Origin of the sequence: Collinsella aerofaciens (genome assembly GCF_039752955.1) — a bacterium.
GTDB lineage: Bacteria > Actinomycetota > Coriobacteriia > Coriobacteriales > Coriobacteriaceae > Collinsella > Collinsella aerofaciens_BI.
Window position 1 is genome coordinate 64,097 of sequence record NZ_JBDMHB010000001.1, and the last position, 26,188, is coordinate 90,284.

General features: G+C 59.8%; 21 protein-coding genes and 1 tRNA gene. 4 read left to right on the forward strand and 18 right to left on the reverse strand.

The genetic code is table 11. The annotated features are described in order from the left end of the window. Positions 1-351: 351 nt before the first annotated feature. The 8 genes from ABHR75_RS00275 to ABHR75_RS00310 form a co-directional block, all read right to left on the reverse strand. Positions 352-427: transfer RNA gene (locus ABHR75_RS00275), tRNA-Arg, on the reverse strand. A gap of 135 nt (positions 428-562) precedes the next feature. Beyond that, positions 563-961, reverse strand: a complete 399-nt coding sequence (locus ABHR75_RS00280) for a DUF956 family protein (protein WP_346963338.1) — start codon at positions 959-961, stop codon at positions 563-565. A gap of 120 nt (positions 962-1,081) precedes the next feature. Further along, positions 1,082-2,002: a PTS system mannose/fructose/sorbose family transporter subunit IID gene (locus ABHR75_RS00285; RefSeq protein WP_035136639.1), complete on the reverse strand. Its 921-nt coding sequence runs from the start codon at positions 2,000-2,002 to the stop codon at positions 1,082-1,084. Between the two features lie 16 nt (positions 2,003-2,018). Beyond that, entirely contained in the window at positions 2,019-2,837 is an 819-nt protein-coding gene (locus ABHR75_RS00290; protein ID WP_346963339.1) for a PTS mannose/fructose/sorbose transporter subunit IIC, read from the reverse strand. 18 nt (positions 2,838-2,855) lie between these two features. After that, entirely contained in the window at positions 2,856-3,845 is a 990-nt protein-coding gene (locus ABHR75_RS00295; protein WP_006235196.1) for a PTS sugar transporter subunit IIB, read from the reverse strand. 405 nt (positions 3,846-4,250) lie between these two features. Beyond that, positions 4,251-4,679 carry a hydrogenase maturation nickel metallochaperone HypA/HybF gene (locus ABHR75_RS00300; protein ID WP_346963340.1) on the reverse strand — a complete coding sequence of 143 codons (429 nt, stop codon included), beginning with the start codon at positions 4,677-4,679 and terminating at the stop codon, positions 4,251-4,253. Positions 4,680-4,873: 194 nt separating this feature from the next. Next, positions 4,874-5,896 (reverse strand): FAD-dependent oxidoreductase, encoded by a 1,023-nt coding sequence (locus ABHR75_RS00305; protein ID WP_346963387.1) that lies wholly within the window; start codon positions 5,894-5,896, stop codon positions 4,874-4,876. 18 nt (positions 5,897-5,914) lie between these two features. Then, positions 5,915-7,651 carry an FAD-dependent oxidoreductase gene (locus tag ABHR75_RS00310; protein WP_346963341.1) on the reverse strand — a complete coding sequence of 579 codons (1,737 nt, stop codon included), beginning with the start codon at positions 7,649-7,651 and terminating at the stop codon, positions 5,915-5,917. A 189-nt stretch (positions 7,652-7,840) separates the two neighbouring features. Here ABHR75_RS00310 and ABHR75_RS00315 point away from each other — a divergent pair, with 189 nt between their 5' ends. From ABHR75_RS00315 to ABHR75_RS00325, 3 genes are all read left to right on the forward strand, one after another. Then, positions 7,841-8,503 carry a TetR/AcrR family transcriptional regulator gene (locus ABHR75_RS00315; protein WP_225094121.1) on the forward strand — a complete coding sequence of 221 codons (663 nt, stop codon included), beginning with the start codon at positions 7,841-7,843 and terminating at the stop codon, positions 8,501-8,503. 63 nt (positions 8,504-8,566) lie between these two features. Further along, on the forward strand, positions 8,567-9,574 hold the full coding sequence (locus ABHR75_RS00320) for a DUF5692 family protein (protein WP_195544659.1): 1,008 nt from the start codon (positions 8,567-8,569) through the stop codon (positions 9,572-9,574). 236 nt (positions 9,575-9,810) lie between these two features. Then, a complete protein-coding gene (locus tag ABHR75_RS00325; RefSeq protein WP_346963342.1) occupies positions 9,811-11,307 on the forward strand; it encodes a hypothetical protein in 1,497 nt (498 codons plus the stop codon). A 51-nt stretch (positions 11,308-11,358) separates the two neighbouring features. Here the strand turns inward: ABHR75_RS00325 and ABHR75_RS00330 are convergent, their stop codons facing one another. The 4 genes from ABHR75_RS00330 to ABHR75_RS00345 form a co-directional block, all read right to left on the reverse strand. Beyond that, entirely contained in the window at positions 11,359-12,711 is a 1,353-nt protein-coding gene (locus tag ABHR75_RS00330; RefSeq protein WP_195502991.1) for an ATP-binding protein, read from the reverse strand. Positions 12,712-12,910: 199 nt separating this feature from the next. Next, entirely contained in the window at positions 12,911-13,093 is a 183-nt protein-coding gene (locus ABHR75_RS00335) for a hypothetical protein (RefSeq protein WP_229065270.1), read from the reverse strand. A 135-nt stretch (positions 13,094-13,228) separates the two neighbouring features. After that, complete coding sequence (gene clpB, locus ABHR75_RS00340; protein ID WP_346963343.1) at positions 13,229-15,856, reverse strand: ATP-dependent chaperone ClpB; 2,628 nt, start codon at positions 15,854-15,856, stop codon at positions 13,229-13,231. Between the two features lie 447 nt (positions 15,857-16,303). Continuing rightward, positions 16,304-16,975 carry a hypothetical protein gene (locus ABHR75_RS00345; protein WP_346963344.1) on the reverse strand — a complete coding sequence of 224 codons (672 nt, stop codon included), beginning with the start codon at positions 16,973-16,975 and terminating at the stop codon, positions 16,304-16,306. 234 nt (positions 16,976-17,209) lie between these two features. On the opposite strand from ABHR75_RS00345, the gene ABHR75_RS00350 reads away from it, so the two are divergent. Continuing rightward, the gene (locus tag ABHR75_RS00350; RefSeq protein ID WP_195544654.1) at positions 17,210-17,878 is read left to right on the forward strand and encodes a hypothetical protein; all 669 of its coding nucleotides are present in this window, start codon (positions 17,210-17,212) and stop codon (positions 17,876-17,878) included. A 414-nt stretch (positions 17,879-18,292) separates the two neighbouring features. Here ABHR75_RS00350 and ABHR75_RS00355 read toward each other — a convergent pair whose 3' ends face one another. The 6 genes from ABHR75_RS00355 to dnaK form a co-directional block, all read right to left on the reverse strand. After that, positions 18,293-18,943, reverse strand: coding sequence for a hypothetical protein (locus ABHR75_RS00355; RefSeq protein ID WP_346963345.1), 651 nt, complete (start codon positions 18,941-18,943; stop codon positions 18,293-18,295). A gap of 249 nt (positions 18,944-19,192) precedes the next feature. Next, positions 19,193-21,493 carry a hydratase gene (locus ABHR75_RS00360; RefSeq protein WP_346963346.1) on the reverse strand — a complete coding sequence of 767 codons (2,301 nt, stop codon included), beginning with the start codon at positions 21,491-21,493 and terminating at the stop codon, positions 19,193-19,195. Between the two features lie 274 nt (positions 21,494-21,767). Further along, positions 21,768-22,184, reverse strand: a complete 417-nt coding sequence (locus tag ABHR75_RS00365; RefSeq protein ID WP_117746523.1) for a heat shock protein transcriptional repressor HspR — start codon at positions 22,182-22,184, stop codon at positions 21,768-21,770. A gap of 72 nt (positions 22,185-22,256) precedes the next feature. Next, complete coding sequence (locus ABHR75_RS00370) at positions 22,257-23,222, reverse strand: DnaJ C-terminal domain-containing protein (RefSeq protein WP_270226352.1); 966 nt, start codon at positions 23,220-23,222, stop codon at positions 22,257-22,259. Positions 23,223-23,330: 108 nt separating this feature from the next. Continuing rightward, positions 23,331-24,173 (reverse strand): nucleotide exchange factor GrpE, encoded by an 843-nt coding sequence (locus ABHR75_RS00375; protein ID WP_346963347.1) that lies wholly within the window; start codon positions 24,171-24,173, stop codon positions 23,331-23,333. Between the two features lie 2 nt (positions 24,174-24,175). After that, positions 24,176-26,068, reverse strand: a complete 1,893-nt coding sequence (gene dnaK, locus ABHR75_RS00380) for a molecular chaperone DnaK (RefSeq protein ID WP_006235214.1) — start codon at positions 26,066-26,068, stop codon at positions 24,176-24,178. Positions 26,069-26,188 lie beyond the last annotated feature (120 nt).

The window sequence follows — 26,188 nt, forward strand, 5'->3', positions numbered from 1 at the left end:
AAGGGGACGGCATCGCCGTCCCTATTTCTTTTTAATCTATTTCTCTATTAATTGGTTTCACCAAACTGGGTATTACACAAGCTTCTGAGCAGGCTTTTTATCAAATAATTCAAAGCTACCGAATCATCAAAATGGTGAAATTATTTACCCAAAAGAGGGAAGCACATCACCAAAATGGAACCGACCAACAGCTGTTGAAAACTTTTATCCCCAAAATGGTGATTTCCTGTTTTCAGTGGAAAACTCGGGAAGTCATAATATTTACTTACCAGATTTACAAACGAAAGCGGTTCTTAGTCCCAAAACCAGAACAGGTCAGAAGCAAAAATAACTCCTGACCTGCGATTTTCCTGGTGCCCCCGGGCGGATTCGAACCGTCGACACCCGCTTTAGGAGAGCGGTGCTCTATCCCCTGAGCTACGGAGGCATGTTGTACTAGTGTAGCAGATTTACTGCATCGCCATACGTCGCATGACTAGACTTCGAAGTTGCGGTGGAATAGTTCCTGTCTGAAGCATCTAAAGCCGTATTTAGAAACTATTTCACTGCAACTTATGAGGAGCTAGTTGCCTTTGTGGAAGAGGCTTTTGATGACGGAGGGGATGCTCTTGGCGCCCTTGGCGGTCACATCGATAAAGTCGGGCGAACGCACGAGCTTATCCTCGTCGACGTACTTGCGGACCGCGCGAAGCGTCTCTTTGTCGTCGCGCGTCGAAAACGTAAAGTGACCGTTGTCCTTGGTGAAGATGGCAAAACGCGTAATCATCTTGGTGCCGCGCAAAACCTCGGCGGCAATATAGTCGACCTCGTCCCACGGGATTTGAATATAATCCTCGGGATTGCGCTCGTTATAGTACTCGAACGCCTTATTGCCCACCATCACGTTACCGTGGCTGGTAAGCCCCATCAGGCAGGTTGCCGGCGTTGCCAGATCGACCGTGCTGTTCTGAGATTGCGCCATACGCGCCTCGCCCTCCAATAAAAACAATCGGACCGCATCCAGTGTACCCACCGGGTGCGGTCCGTTTCAATGGCTCAAAAGCCCTTACCTAGCAACTCTCGGTCTTAAGCCGAAGCGTGCTTACATGAAGCCGCAGAAGCGACCGATGATGCCGACGGCGAAGAGAGCCAGGATGATGACGATCGGGCTAACCTTCTTCTTGAGGAGCTTGCAGACCAGCAGGGTCAGGCACACGGCGGCAAGGCCGGGGATGAGCTGATCGAGGTTACCCTGGAGCGTGGTGACCTTCATCTGATCAAGGGCGGTAGCACCGACGGAGTTGTACATCGTCAGCGCTTCCTTGATACCCTCGGAACCGGAGGGCAGGCTAGCCCAGTCGATAAAGGCGCCAGCAGACTGCTTGACCGTGGAGACAATCGGGGTGAAGGAAATGGACACCCAGCGCTCGACCAGGGCGCCGATGATGAACATACCCAGGATGGAAGCGCCCTCGGTGACCTTGCCCATCAGACCGCCGGAGAGGTCCTTGGCGATAGAGGAGCCGACCTTGTAGCCAAACTCCTGTGTGTACCACAGGAAAGCGTAACGGATGATGTTCCACGCGAAGAAGAACAGCAGCGGACCGACGATGCTGCCGGACATGGCCAGGGAAGCGCCCAGAGCGCCCAGAATCGGGCGAAGGGTGAACCAGAAGACGGGGTCACCGACGCCGGCGAGCGGGCCCATCATACCGACCTTGACGCCCTGAATGGCGACGTCGTCAATCGGAGCACCGTTGGCGCGCTCCTCCTCGAGGGCGAGGGTAACGCCAATGACGGGGGCGGAAACATAGGGGTGGGTGTTATAGAACTCCAGGTGGCGCTTAAGAGCGGCAATCTGGTCATCCTTGCTGGTGTAGAGCTTCTTGATCGCAGGGATCATTGCGAAGCACCAGCCGCCGTTCTGCATACGCTCGTAGTTCCACGAGCCCTGAAGGAACTGATGACGGAAGCAAACCTTCTTACGGTCAGCCTTGGTGAGCTGAATCTTGTTCTCTGCCATATGTATCACTCCCCTCCTACTCGTAATCGTTCAGAATGTCGCCGAGCGGGTCGCCGGAGCCACCGCCCATGCCGCCACCCTGCTTGGCCAGATCCTTAAGGCCAAGGTAGATGAGGGCAAGGGAGATGCCGATGAGGCCAAGGGCGATCAGCGTGAGCTGAGGGATGGCAGCAAGGACAAAGCCGAGGATAAAGAACGGCCAGGTCTCCTTGGTGGCCATCATGTTGATGACCATGGCGTAACCGACGGAAGCGACCATGCCGCCGCCGACGGCCATGCCGCCGGACAGCCAGTCGGGCATAGCGTTAAGCGCGTTGGTAACAGCCTCGGCCGGGATGACGCACAGAAGTACTGCCGGGATGGCGATACGAAGGCCCTGCATGAGGATGGCAGCATACTGCCAGCGCTCGATGCCGGAGAAGTCGCCCTTCTCGGCGCAACCGTCCATGGCGTGAGCGATAGCGGTAGCAATGGTACGGCAGATCATGGTCAGGAACAGACCAGCGACCGACAGCGGGACGGCGACGGCGATAGCGGTGGTAACGGCCTTGGCCGAATCGGTGGCGCCACCGTTGAGGGCGAGCACCATGATGATCGAAGAAGCGACCGAGGCCAGAGCGGCGTCAGGCGCGACAGCGGCGCCGACGTTAGCCCAGCCAAGGGCCATCATCTGGAGCGAACCGCCCAGGAGGATGCCCTCCTGAAGGTGACCGGTTACGAGACCGATAAGCGTGCATGCCACGAGCGGCTGATGGAACTGGAACTCATCCAGAATGCCTTCCATACCGGCAAGCAACGCGACAATCGCAACAAGCAGAATAGTGATTGCAGACATGTATCGGACCCTCCTTTACTATGCTTGAGCGGCCAGTTCGGCCTTAGCTTTCTTCAACATGGCGTCGAGATCCTCGGAGGAATCCGAAGGAACCTTGCGGACCTCGAACTTGACGCCCTTGGCCTTGAGAGCCTCGAGAGTCTTAACGTCGTCATCGCCCATAGCGACGGCGTTGGTGACGACGACCTTGCCCTTGGAGTGAGCCATGGAACCGATGTTGACTTCCTTGATGTCGACACCGGCCTCGATGGCCTTGAGCAGATCCTGCGGATTCTCAAAGAGCAGCATGGCCTTGGTGTCACCAAAGCGCGTGTCCTTGACGACCTCGGCCATCTTCTTGATGGGCACGACGTTGGCATGGACTCCCGGAGGGGCAGCCTGCTCGATCATGGTCTTGCGGAGCTCGTCGTGAGCAACGCCGTCGGAAACCACGATGATGCGGTTGGGGTTGATCTGCTTGGTCCACGTGGTGGCCACCTGACCATGAAGCAGACGGGTGTCGATACGGACGTGGGCGATCTTGATGTGCCCATCGCCGATGACCGTTCCCGGAGGGATGGCGCCTGCAGGAGCAGCGGCGGCCGCAGCCGGCTTCTTCTCCTCGGGCTCCAGAGACTCGGGCTTGACACGCACGCCAGCCTTAGCCTCAGTCACGAGATGTTTTGCGATCGCATGTGCAGTGTTCTTTGCGTCAAAGCGCTGCGAATATGCCTCGATGAGCATAGGCAGGTTGACACCGGTGACGATAGCCCAGGAATCGTGGCCCTCGATGAGCCCGCTGATCTGGTTGAACGGCGTGCCGCCCCACAGATCAACGAGGAAGAGCACCTGCTCCTGGTCTTCGAAGGAAGCGATTGCTTCCTCGACCTTGGCACGGAAATCGTCGGGGCCCATGCTCGGCTCGAGCGAGACCACGGCAACAGACGGCTGATCGCCAAAGACCATCGAGCCCGTCTGCTTGATTCCAGCTGCCAAGTCCCCGTGGCTAGCAAGAACAATACTTACCATCACATAACCTCCTTTTTGTCTACGTATTTCCTACACGACATGAAAGGAGTATAGCTGTTTGGTTTGTGGAATTATAGCTAAATCCGCAAAAGGTTGGATTATTTGTTTAAACGTCTAGGTTTGTTACAAGTTGATTACGTTACTGCTTTTTGACTCATTACACGACAAGGCGTCGCTCATCAAGCCATGCATTTTACAGATACAAGCAGGCTGTTCATTAATATCGATTTTAGGCAAGCGCGAATGCGCTTGTACTGCCGCTATTTTGTTTAAACAGACATGGCTTGACTATTTTCGTGACTTATGCACTAGCGCAAGTAGTCATTGGGGACGTTCTTAAACGACTAGTCGTTGGGGACGTCCTTGATTGACTGGTCATGTAAGAGCGTCCTCAACGACTAGGGGCTAGACGATGTGGAGAGGGTTGGCGGCGTCGATGGCGTCGGGGGCGTCGGAGGGGTCATCGGGAACAGTGTCTGCCGGGTCCTCGTCGGGGGTCTCGATCTGTTTGATCATGACCTCTTGGCCCTGCAGCAAATAGGTCTCGCCGCTACCGCAATGGGGACAGGTCTTGCCGTGCTCGACTGTCGAATAGTCGCGGCCGCACGCCTCGCAATGTGTCACGGCCTCAACGGGCTCCACGATAAGCTCTGCACCCTCGGTGATGGGCTTTTTATCTGCCGCCCAGCGCCAAGCGTCGAGTAGCAAGTCGGGAACGACGCCCGAGACCTCGCCCAGCAGCAGCGTGACGCTCGAAACGCGACGCACGCCATTGGCGCGCGCCACGTTCTCGACATCGCGAATGATGTGATAGACGATCCCCAGCTCGTGCACTTTTAATTCCTTCCGCCGTTCTAACGAACGGCGGTCGGCTTGACGCTGCGCGAGTCCCAGACGGGCGATCTGCCTTTCAATCGTCGGGCATGGGCAAAAGCCCTATGCCCTCCTCTTTCAAGGCACCTCGCCACGCCTGGGACCCGCTCGCTGTCCAACCGCCCTCTGCGCCGTTCACTTACTTGTTAGGTCTCTTACTTCTTCCCAAATTTGATCTTAATTGCACGCTTCAATGCGTACTTGCCCAGGCTTGGGAGCTTTTGCTCGTATTTGACCATCGTGGAGCACTCGGGGCGATCGCGATCAAGATGGATGGCGTCAAACGCGCACTTGGTGGTGCACAGGCCGCAGCCGATGCACTTGTTAGGGTCGACGATCGAGGCGCCGCAGCCCAGGCAGCGGGCGGTCTCGGCGCGCACCTGCTCCTCGGTAAAGGTCTCAACATACTCGCTAAACGGCGCAGCCTTCTCGCGTTCGCGGTCCACATGCGCAACCTCGCGGCTCGCGTTGTCGTAGCTCTCGAGCACAACGTCGTTGCGGTCGAGCGCGGTGTAGCGGCGCTGGTTGCGGCCGATGGTGAGCGTGGAGCCCGGCTGCACGAAGCGATGGATGGACACGGCGGCCTCGTGACCGGCGGCGATGGCATCGATGGCAAAGCTCGGACCGGTATAGACGTCGCCGCCCACAAAGATGTCTGGCTCGGCGGTCTGATAGGTCTGGGGATCGGCAAGGGCACCCTGGCCGCGGCCAAGCTCCACCTTGGAGCCAGCCAGCAGGTCGCCCCACACAATGGACTGGCCAATCGACATGACTACGCGGTCGGCATCGACACGACGCAGGTCGTTCTCGTCGTACTCGGGCGCAAAACGGCCCTCGTCGTCAAAGACACGCGTGCAGCGCTTGAAGGTGATACCGCACACACGACCGGCCTCGTCCAGGTGAATCTCCTTGGGGCCCCAGCCGCAGCTGATGTGAGCGCCGTCCTCAACGGCCTCGCGACGCTCCTCCTCGCTGGCGGGCATCTGGGCCTCGCTCTCCAAGCAGAACATCTCAACGTACTCGGAACCCAGACGGCAGGCGTTGCGCGCGACATCGATAGCCACGTTGCCACCGCCCACCACGATGGTGCGGCCGGGCAGGGAATCGATCTTGCCGCTGTTAACCTCGCGAAGGAAGTCGACGGCCACGGTCACGTCCTCGGCACCCTCGCCCGGAATGCCCGCAAGGCGGCCGCCCTAGCAGCCAATGGCAACGTAGAAGGCCTTAAAGCCCTGCGCGCGCAGCTCGTCGAGCGTCACATCGCGACCGACCTCCACGCCATAGCGGAACTCGGCACCCATCAGGCGAATAACTTCGACCTCGGCCTCGATAACGTCCTTCTCCAGCTTAAAGCTGGGAATGCCATAGGTGAGCATGCCGCCCGGGCGCTCGTTCTTCTCGAACACGACGGGCTTGTAGCCCTTCTCGGCCAGATAGAAGGCACAGGACAGACCGGCCGGGCCGGCACCGATGATGGCGATCTTCTGATCGAAGCCGCCGGCGCGCGTCGGCGTCACCACGGGTGGGACATAGCGGGTCGCGGCATCAAGATCGCGCTGGGCGATAAACTTCTTGACCTCGTCGATAGCCACGGCGGCGTCCACACGGCCACGGGTGCAGGCATCCTCACAGCGGCGGTTGCACACACGGCCGCAGATAGCGGGCAGCGGGTTCTCGCGCTTGATGAGCGCCAGCGCCTCGTCATAGCGGCCCTGCGCCGCGAGCTTTAAGTAGCCCTGGACGGCAACGTGCGCGGGGCAAGCCGTCTTGCAGGGCGCGGTGCCGGACTCGTGCGTCTCGATACGGTTATCGTTGCGGTAGTTGGGCGACCACTTGGTGTGGTCCCACTTGGTGGCATCGGGCAGCTCCTGGCGCGGATACTCGGGCACCTGTCCGCCGGCCTTTTTGCTGCAGAGCTTCTGGCCGAGCTTGGCGGCACCGGCGGGGCACACCTCAACGCAGCGACCGCAGGCCACGCACTTGTCCTTCTCGACCTTGGCGACATAGGCCGAGCGCGACAGGTTGGGCGTGTTGAACAGCTGCGAGGTGCGCAGGGCGTAGCACACGTTGACGTTGCAGTTGCAGATGGCGAAGATCTTGTTCTCGCCGTCGATATTGGTGATCTGGTGCACAAAGCCGTTGTCCTCGGCCTGGCGCAGGATGTCGTAGACCTCGTCGCGGGTCACGTAATGGCCACGATCGGTCTCGACCACGTAGTCGGCCATATCGCCCACGGCGATGCACCAATCGGCCGGGTCGTCGGCGCAGCCCTCACCCATCACGCGACGGCTCGCGCGGCAGCTGCAGGTGCTGGCGGCATACTTACCCTCGTATTTGTCGAGCCAGTGCTCTATATGCTCAATAGGCACCGACGTGCTCGCGGCATCGATAGCCTTCTCGACCGGAATGACATGCATGCCGATGCCGGCACCACCGGGCGGCACCATCGGCGTGGCCTTGGACAGCGGTCCCTTGGACGCCTGCTCAAAGAACTTGGCATAGACCGGGTGCTCCTCGAGCTGGCTCACGCGCATGTTGAGGAACTCGGCGGAACCCGGCACCAGCATGGGCAGCACCCACTGCTTGGCGTGCTCGGGGTTTTCCCAGTTGTACTCGAGCAGACCCGTGTAGCTCATGTCGTCGAGCATCTTCTCGATATCGGCTTCGGGCATGCTGGTGAGCTTGACCATCTCGGGCAGCGTATAGGGACGGCGCATCTTCATCTTGCAGAGCACTTCGGCCTGCTCGTCGGTTGCGGCCTCGGCAAACGACCAGTACTCGTAGCCCAGCAGCTCGTCGCGGTGCAACAGACGGTTGGTGCAGTGCTCGCACAGTTTGACGATGGCCTCGCGCGGATGCTCCGGTATCGGCGGCACGAACTCAGCGCCGATATCGGGCTCGGTATAGCTAATCCCCGGTCCGTTGAGAATCATGGTTGTCCCTTCTCTTGCCACAGCCCAGCGAGACCGCGGCACCCCTCTTTTTTGCAGGCCGGGCATGCCCCCATGCCGTTCACCCGCCATTAGTTGACATTGTGTCAAAAATAGTATTGACGAACCGTCAACAATATTCAAGACTGTTAGGCGAACGGTCAGGCAAAAGAGGATGAAAGGCGGCAAAACATGAGCAACAACACAGCAGATACCTCTGTGGTCGATGCCGTTCCCGCATCCGATAGCGCGGCAAAGCGCCTGACGGGCGACGAACGCCGTCGCGAGATCCTCGATGCCGTGCGCACCGTAAGCTCCGAGCTGGGCGTGTCCCACCTATCGGTATCGGCCGTGACCAAGCGAGCCGGCTGCACGCGTTCATTGTTCTACCACTACTTTGCCGATATGGACGCCGCCGTCACCGCCGTCATGGACGAGGCGATCGACGGCTTTATCTCCGAACTCGAGCAGTGGAACGCCGACCGCACCGTCGGCGATATCGAAGGCGCGCTCGACACCGTCGCCCCGCTCTTTAAGCGCCTGGTCGCCAGCGGCCACGAGCTGCCGAGTACGCTCACCTCAAGCAGCGGCGCGCTCTACGGCGGCTTTTTGCACAACGTGGTCCAGCGTGTGGCGCAGTATATCTGCGACACCACCGTGGTGGACTTTGTCGCCCATCATGAGCTACGCATCGACCATGTCTACGAGACGTTCTACACCCTCATCATGGGGTTGTTGATGTATATCCGCACGCACCCCGATGTGCCCGACGAGACGGTCAAGGAAATCATCGCCTCGACACTCCACATCGAGGGCTATACCGCCAAGTATCCGGAGCGCAAGCCCCAGAACTGACGACATTTGGCCAAACTGCCCGCGATCAGAAGAGGGGCCGCGGGCGTGTGAAAGGAGAGCAGCATGCTGTTCGATGTTTGGGGTAGCGATACCCTTATCCACTGGGCCGGCTGGGCCATGGTCTTTATTGGCCTGATCGTGCTCAACGAAGTCGGCCGCCGCACCAAGCTGGGCGCGGCAATCATCTTTGGCGTGGCTCCGCTGGCCATGACCATCTACTGCGTCGCCATCGCCATCGGCGTCTCACAGGGTGCCGAGTGGGCGCTCACCAACCCCACCCATGTGTACCAGAACAGCTGGTTCCACTACGCCAAGGTATACGCGGCGCTGGCCGGCTGCTGGGGCTTCATTGCCATTAAGTACCAGTGGGGCAAGATCGGCAAGGCACATTGGTTCCGCGCATGGCCGTTTGTGATCGTCGCCATCAACATCATGATTGCCGTCGTATCCGACTTCGAGAGCGCCTATCACTTCTTTGTCCTGGGCGAGTCCACCTGGGTCACCTCCGAAGGTGCTACGCAGCTGGCCGGCTGGAACAACGTGTTCAACGGCATCGCCGGTATTATCAACATCTTCTGCATGACCGGTTGGTGGAGCGTCTACGCCTCCGAGGATCAGACCGACATGCTGTGGCCCGATATGACCTGGGTCTACATCATCGCCTACGATATCTGGAACTTCTGCTACACCTACAACTGCCTGCCCACCCACTCCTGGTTCTGCGGCTTTGCGCTGCTGCTGGCGCCCACTGTCGCCGCCTTTATCTGGAACAAGGGCGGCTGGATCCAGAACCGCGCCTTTACGCTGGCCATTTGGTGCATGTTTGCCCAGGTGTTCCCGTACTTCCAGGAGGAGTCCATCTTTGTGACCCACTCCACGCTCGACCCCGGCGCCGCTACCGCGGTCTCGATCGCCGCACTGGTCGCCAACGTCGCCGCGATCATCTACATCGCCTACCGTGCCAAGAAGCTCGGCCGCAATCCCTACAAGCAGGATGTCTTTGAGGGCACCAGCGATTGGGAGAAGGCCACCGCTCGTCGCGCCAAGGTCGATTACGCTCACGCCGAGTAACATGTTGGTCGCTGTTGGCGCCTGGGCATAGGCCCGCCCGCCAGATTTTCAATCCAATGTCTCGCAGAGCCCCCGGAAAGCGTTTCGCTCGCTTTTCGGGGGCTTTTGTCGTTGCGTCTCTATTCATCTATTCAAAAACATGCGCATATATAAAATCGGATTTCAAATCATGAGGCGGCTCTATAGGGTCCTGTTTTTGGGTACAGTGTTGTCCCGATATTGAGCTTGGGGGATATATGAAAGATGAGACGACGGGCCAAGAGGACGCGGTCCAAGATGCAGAAGCGTGTGCCGAGGCCTTGGAAAGCCTAGACCGGATTTCGCTTGACGATGTTGCGTTTGACGATTCGAGCGTTGATGTGCAGGATGAGCCGGAAATCGAGGCACAGCCCGATGATCAGGATACAGGCGACGTTGAGCCTGCCGAGGATGAGGCAGATCACGAAGACACCGAAAGCGAGGCCGACGACCAGCCCGGATCCGACACGAGCGAGGAAACCATCTTGCTCGACAACTTGCCGGCCGAAGATTCGCTGACCCGCGAGCTCCCTGGCTTAGGCTCTGCGCCTGCCGTGGACGAGACCATCGCCATGGGCGATATTCCCCTACCGTCCGTTCCTTCGGCACGCGAAGCCGAGGTTCGTCACCGTAAGATGTCGCCCAAGCGCCGCAACCTGATGGTGGCAGGCGTCGTAGCCGTCGCGCTTGTCGCCGGCGGCGCAGGCTATGCCGCTTGGAATGGATACCGGCAAGAGCAGGCCGCCGTGGTTGCCGCAAACGCCCATACCATGATGTCGGTGCAAATTGGCGTACATGCCGCGGGGCTCGACTGCTCAACTGGCTCCAAGATTCCCGTGCAGGTGAGCGGTCAGGATTCCGACGGTTCTTCCGTGAGCGAAACGCTCTACGTTGACGAGCACGGTCGCGGCATTAAGCTGCTGCCCGGCGATTACACGTTCTCCATCGCCGCCTCCCCCATCGCGGCCGACGGCACCATCTACACCGTCCCGACCACCAAGGCCCAGGTTACGGTCAAGAATGACGGGCAGGATCTGCGCGCTCAAGCCACCTTTAAGCTTAAGGTGCCCTCAGCCGACACGGTGACCGACGACCAGATCGATGCCGCCGCCAAGTACGCCGAAGAAGGCGGCGCGAGCTCTGCCGCCGCGGCAAAGATACTCCAGCAGGCGGCAATTACGCGCCGCGATGCCGCCGCCAACGCCGTAAGCGCAAGCGAGGCTCAGTCCGCCCGCGATGCCGACGCTCGGCACAAGGCGACGAACCTGTATCAGCTCGATATTCCGGTTGAGTGGTATGGCAAGGTCGCAACCTGGCAGAACGGCAACACGCTGTGCATTTATCTGGACGGCGACACCAACACACCGCTCGTGACGCTTGTCGCGGTGCGCGAGGGCGAGAGCTTTACGCCCGATGAAGGCGATACGGTTTTGGGTGCGGTCAGTCTGGGCAACGGCTACACGGTCTATGCCAGCGGGCCCGTCTATCCGTATGTGGTGGCGCAGACCATTAACGGCAAAACGAGCGAACCCGTCTCCAAATACCCCATGGACACGGCCATCGAGCTCGTCGAGCTCACGACCGGCAACCGCTACACGTACAGCCAGATCAAGAACGACCTGGTCGGCAAAGACGGCAAGGCAGATGCCGCGACCAAGCTCGAGACCGATTACCTGGCCCAGATCATGCTGCCGAGCATCAAGGCCCAGGACTAGCCGCCCCACTGCGGGGCCAAGAGGTCCTGGCCTCCACGGATCTATAGATGATTAGGTAAGGAGCCACTTCCATGCGGGCACAGCGTGCACTACCCCGTGTTCGCATGGAATATCGGCCTGCTCATCCATGGTAACGATTGCCGACTCGCCAAGATCGAACTGGGCCATCGAGACATCGAGGGCGGCTATTTCGCGTGCGCGCGTTTTCTCGCTTGCCATATCCGCGCTCACCTGAATCAGGCTATAAGCCTGCATGAGAAGTGCATCCCCAGCCACAAAGTCCACCTCGTGGCTTTTATTCTTCTCTTTGATCAGCAGGCGACAGACCGAACCGGTCCGCACCGCGGGAGTCCTTCTTCTGAGCGCATTGAACACTGCAGTCTCAAGCCTCTGGCCCTGGTCCAATGCCGATGCGGGAGAGAATGCTCCAAACATCGCAGGATCGACAGCGTAGACTTTAGACGTAGACCGCATATTATTTGCAAGTGAACGCGTGAACTCTGGCACAGAAAACATCAGATAGGCGTCCTCGTAGTACTCAAGTAGGGCACTGAGCGAATTACGGCTGACGGGTATCTGCCTACTCTTGAACTCGTTGTACACTTTGTTCACTGACAGCTCTCGTCCCGAAGACGCCATACATCGCGTCAGGAACAGCGAGGCCAAACGAGGATTCTTGACGTCATAGCGTTCAACGATGTCCATAGCGACCGTTCGCGACGCATATTCCTGCAGCAGCTGAATCGCGTCCGCAGGCGTCTGCTCAAGCGTCGCGATGAATCCACCCCGTTCAAGATATCCAGCCAGATGATGCCGAAGCAATGCTGCATCACTCGGAGAAAAGGGCACATCCTGCTCAGGAACGTTTCCCGTCTTATATCGAACGTATTCCGAAAAACTCAACGGAAAAAGCTCTCGAACAAGAGAACGACCCCTGAACTCGCTCTTAAGTTCCGAGGACAGCATCTTAGAAGAAGATCCCGTCACATAGACGGTCGCTTTCTCCGTATCGACCACACGCCGCAGAAACGCACCCCATTCAGGAATTTCCTGAATCTCGTCAAAGAAAATGTAAGCGCCCTCGGTTCGAGCAGCGGGATACAGCGCATAGAATGTATCGAGCACGTCCGCTAGTAGCGATGGCTCATACGGACGCAAGCGCTCATCCTCAAAATTGAAGTAAAGCATTCGGTCAAGCTCGACGCCTTGACCCTGAAGCCGTCGCATCTCCTGATACAGGCGATACGTCTTTCCACAACGGCGGGCACCCACAATCACATTTACGATGTTGTCGCGCTTTGGCTTCTGTGGGTTTCCCAAATCAAGGTCTCGCTCAAAGACCTGCGGAACCCCCTGCTGCTCAAAATCCTTTATTTTCTGGGCTACCAAGTCGTTGAATGCCATGATTCTCCAATCTTGCTCTCTAGCTAATCAAGATTATACTGTTTCTTGATTAGCTAGAGAGCAAGATTTCGTTTAACTTGATTAATGCTTAAGCAAGTTTTCTATCATTGTCCCGAAGGATGCCGAACAGTTGAGGGGACCTAACACGAACGCCTCGAGCCGACAGAAACGCGCGGTTCCGTCAGCTAGAGGACATTTCCTAGTTCCACGGATCGGCTTCGAACAGGGGCTCGCGCTCGGGGCGGCGATCGCTGTAGGGATCGTAGCCGTCGTCGTCCTCGTTCTCGGCACGAATGAAGGGGTCGCGCGGTTTGGGCGCCGGCTTAGGCACGGCGGGTGCAGGCTTGGGGGCCGGCGCGTTCGTCTTGTTCTCGTCTTTCATCTGCATATCTCCTTGCCATGTACTCACGTTCAACATCATCGATTGTCGCACGAAAAAGGGCGACGGACCCAATTGGATCCGTCGCCCTTGGCGTTTAGAGACGAGCTGGTAGATTTTAAGGCATGTCCCAAAAATCTACTCGGCGTCGGGGACCTCGTAGGTGGCCGACGGCGTGTTGTCGCACACGACGGTAAAGCCGCCGTCCTTGTCGACATCGACCGTCACCTGATCGCCCTCGCGCACCGTACCATCGATGATGGCGGCGGCGATGGCGTCCACGACCTCGCGCTGCACCAGGCGCTTGAGCGGACGGGCGCCAAAGACCGGGTCCAGGCCGCCCACGGCGAGCATCTGCTTGGCCGCTGGGGTGATGGCAAGCGTCATGCGCTCCTTTGCCAGACGTGCGCGGACGTCGGCGAGCTGGATGTCGACGATCTTCTCGATCTGCGCCATGCCGAGCGGATGGAACACCACGATGTCGTCGATACGGTTGAGGAACTCGGGGCGGAAGGTCTGAGCCATGGCCGCGTCGACCTGATGGCGCATCTCCTCCTCGTCCTTACCGGACAGGTCGGCGATGGCCTTGGAGCCCACGTTGGACGTCATGATGATGATCGTGTTCTTGAAGGACACCTGACGACCCTGACCATCGGTCAGACGACCGTCGTCAAGCACCTGCAGCAGCACGTTGAAGACGTCCGGATGAGCCTTCTCCATCTCGTCGAGCAAGATCACGGAGTACGGACGACGGCGCACGGCCTCGGTGAGCTGGCCGCCCTCGTCGTAGCCCACGTATCCCGGAGGCGCACCGATCAGACGCTGGACGCTGAATTTCTCCATGTACTCGGACATGTCGATACGTACGAGCGCGCGCTCGTCGTCGAACAGGCACTCGGCCAGCGCCTTGGCGAGCTCGGTCTTGCCCACGCCAGTGGGACCGAGAAAGAAGAAGCTGCCGATGGGCTTGTCCGGATCGGAGAGACCCGCGCGGCTGCGGCGCACGGCCGCGGCGACGGCGGAGACGGCCTCGTCCTGGCCGATGACACGCTTATGCAGCTCGCCTTCCAGGCCCTTGAGCTTGTCGAGCTCGCCCTGCATCATCTTGGAAACGGGCACGCCGGTCCAGGCGCTCACGACCTCGGCGATCTCATCGGAGGTCACCTGCTCGTTCAGGCCTTCGCCGTTTTGCTCCTTCTGCGCCTCGAGCGCGGCCTCGGACTCCTGAATCTGCTGCTGTAGGCCCGGAATCACAGCGTAGCGCAGCTCGGACGCACGGCCCAGATCGCCGTTACGCGTCGCCCGCTCCTCCTCGCTCTTGGCCTCGTCGAGCTGGCCCTTGAGCTCCTGCACGCGGTCGATGGCGTTCTTTTGGTTGAGCCAGCCGGCCTTTTGCACGTTGAGCATTTCCTGGATCTCGGCAATCTCCTGGCGCAGGGCCCCCAGACGCTCCTTGGAGGCGTCGTCGGTCTCCTTCATGAGCGCCTGCTCCTCGATCTGTAGCTGGGTGAGCTGACGCGTGGTGGCGTCGATCTCGACCGGCATGCTGTCGAGCTCCATGCGCAGGCGGCTTGCGGCCTCATCGACCAGGTCGATAGCCTTGTCGGGCAGGAAGCGGTCGGCGATGTAGCGATCGGAGAGGTCTGCGGCCGCCACGAGCGCGCCGTCGGTGATGTGCACGCCGTGGAAGATCTCGTACTTCTCCTTGAGGCCACGCAGGATCGAGATGGTGTCCTCGACGGTGGGCTCGCTCACCAGAACGGTCTGGAAACGGCGTGCGAGCGCCGCGTCCTTCTCGATGTACTTGCGATACTCGTCGAGCGTGGTCGCGCCGATCGCGTGCAGGTCGCCACGGGCGAGCGCCGGCTTGAGGATGTTGCCGGCGTCCATAGAACCCTCGGTGGCACCCGCGCCCACGATGGTGTGGAGTTCGTCGATAAACAGGATGACCTTGCCTTCGGACTTCTGGACTTCCTTGAGCACGGCCTTCAAACGGTCCTCGAACTCGCCGCGGTACTTGGCGCCGGCGACCAGCGCGCTCATATCGAGCTCGATGAGGTCGCGGTCGCGCAGGGTACTCGGCACGTCGCCGGCCACGATACGCTGGGCGATGCCCTCGACGATGGCCGTCTTGCCGACACCCGGCTCGCCGATGAGCACAGGGTTATTCTTGGTGCGGCGGGACAGGACCTGAATGGTACGGCGGATCTCGTCGGTACGACCGATGACCGGGTCGAGCTTGCCGGCGCGGGCAAGGTCGCAGATGTTGCGGCCGTACTGCTCCAGCGCCTCAAACTGGGTCTTGTCCTCGGCAGATGTCACGCGGTCATCGCCACGCAGCTCCTCGTAGACCTGCTCGATGCGCTCCTTGGTCACGCCGGCGCCGCGCAGCACGCGGCCCGCCTCGCCCTTGTCCTCGGCAAGTGCCATGAGCAGATGCTCAGTCACCACAAAGCTGTCGCCCATCTTGGCGGCCTTCTTCTCGGCCTTCTCGATGACACGGACGAGCTCATTGGAAAGGCCCATCTGCTGACCCTCGCCCGAAACCTTGGGCGCGTGGTCGATGGCATCCTGTGTGGAGCGTGCGAGCTGAGCTGGGTCAGCACCGATGCGCTCGATAATCACGGAGATATTGCGCTCGCCGGCACCGAGCAGGGCGGACAGCAGGTGAATCGGCTCTACCGCGCCAGCCTGCGCGTCGGCAGCCGTGCTCATGGCGGTCTGCAACGCCTCGCGCGACGTCATTGCTAGCTTATCGATTCTCATGGAATCACCTCTCTTGGGGCGGCCGCCCTACGGGGCGGCTTCACGTTGTTCGAGAAGTATTGTTGCCAGCTTTGCGCGATCTTATACACAAATCTAAGTCTCTATATATAAGATTTTCTGAGTGATTGAAAGATAGGGAGCAGGTGCGCTCACCCGCTACGGCCTCGTCCCCTTACTATCTCAATCTGTAACATCTAGCGGCTGTTTATGGTTCTAGATGTTACAGATTGAGATGAAATGACCAGCGGCACCCGTTTATCTAAATCTGTAACATCTAGTCAGAAAATAGAGCTCTATCTGTTACAAATCGAGACGAACAGAAAACACCCGGATCAAAAATCTAAATCTGTAACACCAGGCCCACTTTTAGCGGCCAAGATGTTACAGATCGAGACAGACCGAAAACCACCACAAAGGGGACAGGCACCTTTGTGGTGGTTGCAGTCTCTATTTACTTGCCGAGCCCGTGCTTCCCGATTTGGCGTTCCAGGGCATCTCATCCTCGAACAGCCACGTGCGGGCAGACCCACTATCGCGTGCAATCTGCGGATCGGGCAAGCAGGTCTGTCCATAGGCATCTTGGATACACTGACCCATAAAATCGTTGAGCTCGGTCTGGTCGCCCTCCATGACATAGGCGACATCGCCGTCCATGATGTAGATGCCCGGACCCTCATTGCCCTCGTAGCCCGGATCGTACGAGACATCACATAACTTTGCGCCGTTTGCAGTGTCCAGCTCGATGGAAGAGTGGCATCCGCCAACCATGTCGTTCGCTTTTGCCCGATAGGACGCATATCCATACCAGCGCTTAAAGGTTTTGCCCTTGAGCAGCTCGGACGCTTTGCTGATTAGGCTCGCGTCCATGGTGTAGCGCATGGCCCCAAGCTGAATGCGCGGATAATTGCTAATGCCCAGCGCTGCCGGTTTCTCATCAAAATCAACAGTAATGGTCTCGGGTTTTTCGTCGCCGGTCAGAAGTTCGACTGATTGAGTCACAGGCTTAACCACCGGCTCCGTCACCGCAGCAGGCAGAAATGCCATACCGACAACGCCCACACCAACCACGGCGATCGCAAGCGCCAGAGCAATCAATCCAATACGGGCAGAGCGACTCACAGCAAAACACCTCGCAATGCAGATCTGCGTCATTTGCCCTAATGATACCGTCAGCTAACACTATCACCAAAAGAAGCCGCTCGCTCCCCACCACCACAAAGGAGACAGGCACCTTTGTGGTGGGTTTCGACGCTAACGGTCGACCATCTCACGCCATGAGATTAAACTTAATTTGTTATCTGAATTTATCTATTTCTATCTATCCTCAACAGCTTTTTGTTTCGGGGAGATCATATGAAGCCGTCTCATTCCACCGGTCGCAACGTCATCGCCATTCTCGCCGTACCCATCGTGATGCTCTTCCTTATCGTCATCACGCCCTTTTCTCTCGGTATCGCCTCGCCCTTCGATTTGTGCGGGATGGTCGACGCCGGCTCGCGTGCCACCTCGCTCTCCTTTATCTGCCGCGGCGTGTTTTACGAAGATAGAATTCCCACCGGATTTTGGCAGTCAAAGTTGCCACTGCTCGGTCAGATCGACGGATGCTCCCCCCATTTCTGCCTTGAACCTCAGGCGCTAAACTATCTGATCGACGACCAGCCACTCGACTCCATCACCCTCGCCTACGACTACGCACCAAACACCGATGAGCGCCACATGAACCAAGTCCTCGACAAGATGCTTGGACAGTGCGGGCTCACCGAGGAGGACGGTCGAACCATCTATAGCAACCAGAAATTAAAGCGAACAGAACTCCGCCGTGTCGGAAAAATCGAAGGGCGAAGTGGGGCCGCCTACTGGCAGGCCTGGGCAACACGCGACAAGAGCGAATTCGGACACAGCACCTATATGGTCACCGTCTACACCAAAGACGGAATTAAGGACAATGTTGACGATTTCGCGTCGTCCAAACTCGGCATCCCCAAAACAACCAAACCCGCCACCCCAGATGAAATCCTGTAGAGACATTCATTAAAATGCTGCCCAGCGATCACAATAACATCGAGCCCGCCCCCCACCACCACAAAGGGGACAGGCACCTTTGTGGTGATTTTCGACTCCGGCGCTCATCTGTCTCGATCTGTAACATCTAGCGGCCGTTTTTGACCCCAGATGTTACAGATTGAGATGAAATGCTCAGCGGCGCCCGTTTATCTAAATCTGTAACAACTACTCGGCAAATAAGGGTCCACCTGTTACAGATCGAGATAAACAGAAGACACCCGAATCGATAATCTAAATCTGCAACACCAAGCCCACTTTTAACGGCCCAGATGTTACAGATCGAGACAGACTGAAAACCACCGCAAAGGGGCACCTTTGTGGTGGTCGCGTTCTCTACTCTTTTGCCGAGCCCGTGCTTCCCGATTCGGCGGTCTAGGGCATCTCATCCTCGAATAGCCATGTACGAGCAGATCCACCATCGCGTGCAGTCTGCGGGTCGGGCAGGCAGGTCTGGTCGTACGCGTCCATCACGCAACGATCCAAAAAATCGATCACCTGCTGCTGGTCGCCTTCAAGAATGTAGGTCACGCCGCCATCTTGGATATAGACGCCGTCCCCACCTCCGGCTTTTGCGTATTCCGGATTGTAGTTAACGGTGCGCATCAGTTTGCCATCAGATGAATACAACTTCAGCGTTGTATAGTAGCCACCGTTCACAGAACCACGTCGGCGCTCATAGGCATCCCAACCGTCCCAGCGTTTGAACGAACGCCCGTTTAGCAAGTCCAGCGCCTGTCGGGACAACTTCTCGTCCTTGGTATAGCGAGACGAGCCAAGTTCAATCATGGGGTAGTTGCTTATGCTTAGAATGCCCGGCGTTTCCTCGATATCGAGCGTTATCTCATCGGGCTTTGTAACGTCCGAAATCATTTGCCCGGGCATCGATGCAACAAGGGACGCCATCTCAACCGTCTGCTCAACCCCACTCGGCCCATAGAAGATAAGCGAGCCAAATAGGACCACGCCCGCAGCAGCGACGACGCAAGCCACCAACAGCAACAAAACAGAAGTGCAACGCTTCATCTTCAACTCCACAAACGAGAGTGTTTTGAGCTCACTTTAAAGCGCCAACTTCATACTGTCAATTCTAGATAGCATATGAACAAAGGCGCACTCCCCCATAGAGGAGAGTTGCAACCTCGATTTTAGCGCCCTCAAGACCCAACGAGCAGCACTTAACAAGTAGCCCCGGTTATACCTTTCTCTGACGCGACCCTCGCGAAGCGCGTGAGCGGCAGGGAAAGGTATAACCGGGGCGGACAAGTATGTGCGTTACTCGGCAGCGGCCTTGAACTTGTTGTAGTTGATCAGGCAGCCGGCCTTGACGATGGCGCGCTCCTCGGCCGTCATGTCGGCGATGTAGAGCTCAATCTGCTCGACCGCGCCGTCGACACGCACCACGTAGGCAGCGATGTTCTGCAGATCGCCGTCGAGCGCGGCGCGGATACCCGGCACGAAGACGTAGTCGCCCACCTCAAAGTTGGGCTCGGCCTCCATCTGGAAGGGCACCATGCCCCAGTTCATCACGTTAGAGCGATAGCGCTTGGTGGCGTACTCGTGAACGATGTTGGCCAGGCCGCCGATCACGCGCTGGCAGCTCGCGGCCTGCTCGCGGGCGGAACCGTCGCCGGGCTTCTTGGCGTAGAGCATAGAGCCGTACTCGGTAGCTTTGGCATCTGCCGCGACACCCGCGCCGGCCAGCGCCTCAAACACACTGGCAAGCTCGGCATCAAGCGCGGCCAGATCTCCCGCGGCCTCACCGGCAACACGGCGCTTCTCCACGGCGTCGACCTCCTTGGAGCGACCCACGTAGACAGGGTCGCGACGGCTGAGCGTAAACTCGGCTAGGCCCAACGGGTTGGAGCGGAAGGAGCTCGTCTCGCCCGAGGGAATGAGCTCGTCGGTTGTGGTGACCGGGTCCATGATCTTGGAGCACACCTTGAGCAGGATGTCGTCGCCGAGCGGCTCCATCGCGGGCCACGGCTTGATGTTGGGGCCCTCGACCAGCTCGTCGGCAGGCTCAGCCTTGCCAAAGCCCCAGTACACGCGCTTCTTGTACGGCGCGTCGTCGAAGGTGTACTCGCAGGCCTCGTCCCAGGTCTCCTCGGGCAGGTCGGTCGCCGGCGTCAGGATGCCGCCGTTGGCCGCCGTCGCCGCGATGGAGCGGGCGTCCATCAGGGCCACGGCGCTCAGCTGACCATTGCCCGGCTTGGAACCCTCGCGGTTGGGGAAGTTGCGCGTGGTGTGGCGGATGGACAGGCCGTTGTTGGCAGGCGTGTCGCCGGCACCAAAGCACGGGCCGCAGAACGCCGTACGCACGATCGCGCCGGCCTCCATAAGGTCGTAAATATAGCCGCGGCGCGTAAGCTCGAGTGCCACGGGCTGGCTCGTAGGATAGACCGACAGCGAGAACTCGCCGCAGCCGGTGTTGGCGCCCTTGAGCACGCGGGCAGCCTGGACCACGGAATCGTAGTTACCGCCCGAGCAGCCGGCGATAACGCCCTGCTGCACGTACAGCTTGCCGTCGACGATCTTGTCGAGCAGGCTAAAGTGCGTCTTGCCCTCGCCGATCTTGGCAGCCTCGAGCTCCACCTCATGCAGGATGTCCTCGAGGTTCTCGTTGAGCTCGTCGATCTCGAAGCCGTTGGAAGGATGGAACGGCAGCGCGATCATGGGCTTGATGCTCGACAGGTCGACCTCGACGCAGCCGTCATAGTAGGCGACATCGGCGGGCTTGAGCTCGCGGTAGTCGTCGCCGCGGCCGTGCATGGTCAAAAACGCGTGTGTGTCCTCGTCGGTGGCCCAGATGCTCGACAGACAGGTGGTCTCGGTGGTCATGACATCGACGCCGTTGCGGTAGTCGGTCGTCATGCTCGCGATGCCGGGGCCCACAAACTCCATGACCTTGTTCTTGACGTAGCCCTTGGCAAAGACGGCGCGGATGATGGCGAGCGCCACATCGTGCGGGCCGACGCCGGGGCGCGGGGCGCCCGTGAGGTAGATGGCGACAACGCCGGGATAGGCAACATCGTAGGTGTCACGCAGCAGCTGCTTTGCCAGCTCGCCGCCGCCCTCGCCCACGGCCATGGTGCCCAGGGCGCCGTAGCGGGTGTGCGAGTCGGAACCCAGGATCATCTTGCCGCAACCGGCGAAGTTCTCACGCATAAAGGAGTGGATGACGGCGATGTGCGGCGGAACGAAGATGCCGCCGTACTTCTTGGCCGCGGAAAGGCCAAAGACATGGTCGTCCTCGTTGATGGTGCCGCCCACGGCGCACAGCGAGTTGTGGCAGTTGGTGAGCACGTAGGGCAGCGGGAACTGCTCCATGCCCGAAGCGCGCGCCGTCTGGATGATGCCGACAAAGGTGATATCGTGGCTCGCCATGGCGTCGAAGCGAATCTTGAGGGCCTCGGGGTCGCCCGACGTGTTATGTGCCTGAAGAATCGAATAAGCAATGGTGCCGCGCTTGGCATCCTCGGGCGTCTGCGTAATGCCGCGCTCAGCAGCCTCGGCCGCAGGCACAACCTCGTTGCCGCCGCGCAGGTAGATGCCGTCCTCGTACAGCTTGACCATACTGTCTCCCACTCTGCCCGAAAGGCTCGGGCGCATAGCATACATTCGTTCAATATCGTGCCATAGAACGGTTGCGAGTGGGTTACGAATCTGCGCGTTCACTTTATCTCGGTAAAGTAAAGGACGAGCCCGGTGTGAGCAGGCAAAAATGATCCCTTGGGGACGGAGGAAAACGGATCATTGGGTCAGGCCGACCCCCTCAGTGATCCGTTTTCCTCCGTCCCCAAGGGATCATGAAGTTGAATGCCAGATTGCCCGAATGCATCCCGCGTAACTACAAATCGGTTCCCGCACCCAGCAGCTTGCGCATGACCTGTTCGGGGTTAACTGAGCCGTCGCGCGGGGCCAGGGCGGTGATCTTCTTCTGCATCTTGTACTCGTGTAGCTCGTCCTCGAGCTGGCGAACGCGGGCGCGGAGCTTCTCGTTCTCGCGCTCGCGCTCCTCAGCACGCTCCTTCATATCGAGGATGCGTACCACGCCGGCAAGGTTGATGCCCTCGTCGGTGAGCTGGTTGATGAGCTCCAGGCGCTCGATATCGGCACGCGAATACAGACGCGTGTTGCCGCCCGAGCGCTGGGGGTTCACCAGGCCCTTGGACTCGTAGACGCGCAGGGTCTGCGGATGCATGCCGGTCAGCTCGGCCGCCACGCTGATCATGTACAGCGGTTTGTTCCTATTGTCCTCGGCCATGCTACCTGACCCCTTTCCGTCTCGTTATCGTCCATCATAAGCCCGCGGGCGCGGGCGTGCGCCGCGACCGCCCTAGTACGTCGCCTTGTAACGGTTGACCTTCTCGCGATAGTCGCGCGTGTCGGCCTCGCGCAACTTGGTCATGGCCTCGCGTTCATCGTCGGACAGGTTCGTGGGAACTTGCACCTTGATCTCGACAAGCAACGCGCCCGTGCGGCCGCGATGCTTGACGTCGGGCGCACCCATCTCCTTAAAGCGGAACTTCTTGCCCGTCTGGGTACCCGCGGGCACCTTCAGACGAACCGTCGCGCCACCGGGCGTGGGCACGTCCACCGTGCAGCCGAGCGCCGCCTCGTAGACCGAGATCGGCACCTCCATGGTCACATCGGCACCCTTGCGCTTAAACAGCGGATGCTCCTCCACATGCGTGGTCACGACCAGGTCGCCGCGCTCGCCTCCGGCAACACCGTACTCGCCGCGGCGCTTGTAGCGCAGCTTGCCGCCGTCGACCGCGCCCGCGGGTACCGAAACCGTAATGGTCTGCTGCTCGCCCGTCGAGGGAATGCGGTAGGTGACCTTGTGCGTCACGCCGCGAAACGCGTCCTCGGCCGTCACATCGACGGTCAGCGACAGGTCGCCGCCCTTGCGCGCGCGGTTGCGGCCCGCGCCGGCACCGGCAGCGCCCGCAGCCCCGGCAAAGCCAGAGCCCCAATCGCTGCCCCAGGCGCCGTTGCCGCTAAAGATGCTGTCGAAAATATCGCCCCAGCCGCTCGCGCCAGCACCGGCACCATAGCCGCCGCCATACGCACCGCCCGCGCCCGGCATGCCGCCGAACATGAGCATCTGATCGTACTCTTTGCGCTTCTTCTCGTCCGAAAGCGTCTCGTAGGCCTCGCTAATCTCCTTAAACTTGGCCTCGTCGCCGCCGGCATCGGGGTGATATTTTTGCGCGAGCTTGCGAAACGCGCTCTTGATCTCTTTGTCGGAGGCGCTCTTGGATACGCCCAGGATGTCATAGAAGGTTTTGCCTGCAGCCATCGTAGCTCCTCTCCTGTTTCATCCGCCGTCCCCGCGGACGACGGCTCATGCTTTCATATGGCACTAGGCCAGAAAGGGCCCCGGGTGTTGCCCCGGGGCCCTTCTCAATTACTCCTCGGTGCTCTCGGCCGTATCGGCCGCAGCATCCTCGGGCGCCGCTTCGGGCTCCGGTGCGGGGCGCTTCTCGCCACCGTAGGTCACCGTCACCATCGCGGAACGCAGGATGCGATCCGCCATGCGGTAGCCCTTCTGGTACACGTCGTTGACGGTCTCGTCGTACTGCGATGCGTCCTCGACGCGGCCCACGGCCTGGTGCTCGAGCGGATCGAACGCCTCGCCCTTGGGGTCGATGGGCTCAACGCCCTCGTGCGCAAACACATCGAGCAGCTTGGCATGCACCGCGTCGACACCGTCGACGAACTGCTTAAAGTCGTCGGCAAGCTCCTGGCTGCGGGCATGGTCGATCGCACGCTCGATATCGTCGACCACCGGCAGCAGCGCGGTGACGAGCTTCTCGGTCGCGCGCTCGCGCTCGGCGATACGCTCATTGGCAGTGCGGCGACGGAAGTTCTCCCAGTCGGCCTGCAGACGGGCGGTGCGCTCGGTGGCGTCCTTTGCCTTGTCCTCGGCGGCCTTCTGAGCCTCTGCCGCAGCATCGAGCTCGTTGCGCACATCGGCAAGCTCTTTCTGAGCCTGCTCGAACTTGAGCTTAAAGTCGTTGTCGGCGGCTTCCTCACCGGCGCGGATAGCGGCTTCCACCATCTCGTCCTCGGTCATCGTCGCCTCCTTGTTGGAATCCTCTACCTGGTTCTCGGCAGCCTCGGCGGCCTCGGCCTCATTGGCCTCGGTAACGTCTGCGGCCTCTACGGGAATCTTCACGTCCTTCTCCTCAGAGTCAACGGGGGCGGTGCCAGCGGCAGCCGCCTCCGTGCGAGCTTTACGGGCGGACATGATTACTTGTCCTCGTCGTCCACAACCTCGTAGTCGGCGTCGACGACGTCGTCGTCGGCAGGCTGGGCGCCGGCGGCACCGTCGGTCTGCTGCTGAGCGTCGGCGTAGACAACCTGAGCCAGCTCGTAGGCCACAGACTGCAGGGACTCGCCAGCGGCCTTGATGGCCTCGACGTCAGAGCCCTCGAGTGCCTTCTTGGCGTCGGCGATAGCGGCCTCGGCCTTGGACTTCACGTCGGCGGAAACCTTGTCGCCCAGCTCGTTGAGGGTCTGCTCGGTGGAGTAGCACAGGCTGTCGGTCTGGTTGCGGACCTCGACCTCTTCCTTCTGCTTCTTATCCTCCTCGGCATGAGCCTCGGCGTCCTTGACCATGCGATCGACTTCGTCGTCGGACAGAGCGGTGGAGCCAGAGATGGTGATCTGCTGCTCCTTGCCGGTGCCCTTGTCCTTAGCGGAGACCTTGACGATGCCGTTGGCGTCGATGTCGAAGGTGACCTCGATCTGCGGCACGCCGCGGCGGGCAGCCGGGATGCCGGTCAGCTGGAACTTACCGAGCGACTTGTTGTCGCGGGCAAGCTCGCGCTCGCCCTGGAGCACGTTGATCTCAACGCTGGTCTGGTTGTCGGCAGCGGTGGAGTAAACCTCGGTCTTGGAGGTCGGGATCGTGGTGTTGCGGTCGATCATCTTGGTCATGATGCCGCCCATGGTCTCGACGCCCAGCGACAGCGGGGTCACGTCGAGCAGCAGGATGCCCTCGACGTCGCCGGTGAGCACGCCGCCCTGGACGGCAGCGCCGTCGGCAACGACCTCGTCGGGGTTCACGGACATGTTGGGCTGCTTGCCGGTCATGGTCTTGACGAGCTCCTGGACGGCGGGCATACGGGTGGAGCCGCCGACGAGGATGACCTCGGTCAGATCGGAGAGCTTAAGCTTGGCGTCGCGCAGGGCGTTGGTGACAGGCTGCTTGCAGCGCTCGAGCAGGTCGCGGGTGATCTTCTCGAACTCGGCGCGGGTCAGCGTGTAGTTGAGGTGCAGCGGGCCGGACTGGTTCATGGTAATGAACGGCAGGTTGATGGTGGTCTGCTGGGCGGCAGAGAGCTCCTTCTTGGCGTTCTCGGCGGCCTCCTTCAGACGCTGCAGGGCCATGGGGTCCTGACGCAGATCGACACCGTTCTCCTGCTGGAACTTATCGGCCATCCAATCGATGACGCGCTGATCCCAGTCGTCGCCGCCCAGGTGGTTGTCGCCCGAGGTGGACAGAACCTCAAACACGCCGTCGGCGAGGTCGAGGATGGAGACGTCGAAGGTGCCGCCGCCCAGGTCGAAGACCAGGATGCGCTGGTCGGTGCCCTGCTTGTCCAGGCCATAGGCCAGAGCAGCAGCGGTCGGCTCGTTGACAATACGCTTGACGTTGAGGCCAGCGATCTTACCGGCGTCCTTGGTGGCCTGACGCTGGGCGTCGTTGAAGTAGGCCGGGACGGTGATGACGGCGTCGGTGACGGTCTCGCCCAGATACTTCTCGGCGTCGGCCTTCATCTTTGCGAGCGTCATGGCGCTCACCTGCTCGGCGGTGTAATCCTTGCCCTCGATGTCGACGACGGCACGGCCACCCTGGCCCTCCTTGACCTCATACGGCACGGTCTTGATCTCGGAGGTGCACTCGGAGTACTTGCGGCCCATGAAGCGCTTGATGGAGAACACGGTGTTCTTGGGGTTGGTGACAGCCTGGTTCTTAGCGGCCTTACCCACGACGCGGTCGCCGTCGGCACGGAAGCCCACGACAGACGGCGTGGTGCGGTCGCCCTCGGCGTTCACGATAATGGTCGGAGAACCGCCCTCGAGAACGGCCATTGCGGAGTTAGTAGTACCAAGGTCGATACCAAGAATCTTGCCCATTAGAAATTCCCTCTCTCTTGTGCGTTTGCACCGACTCGGCGGTCTGCCGCGCGGTGTTTCGGCTTGTCTTTCAGGATGTAGTGTATCCCCTTATGGGCCGGAATATACAAAATCTAAGTC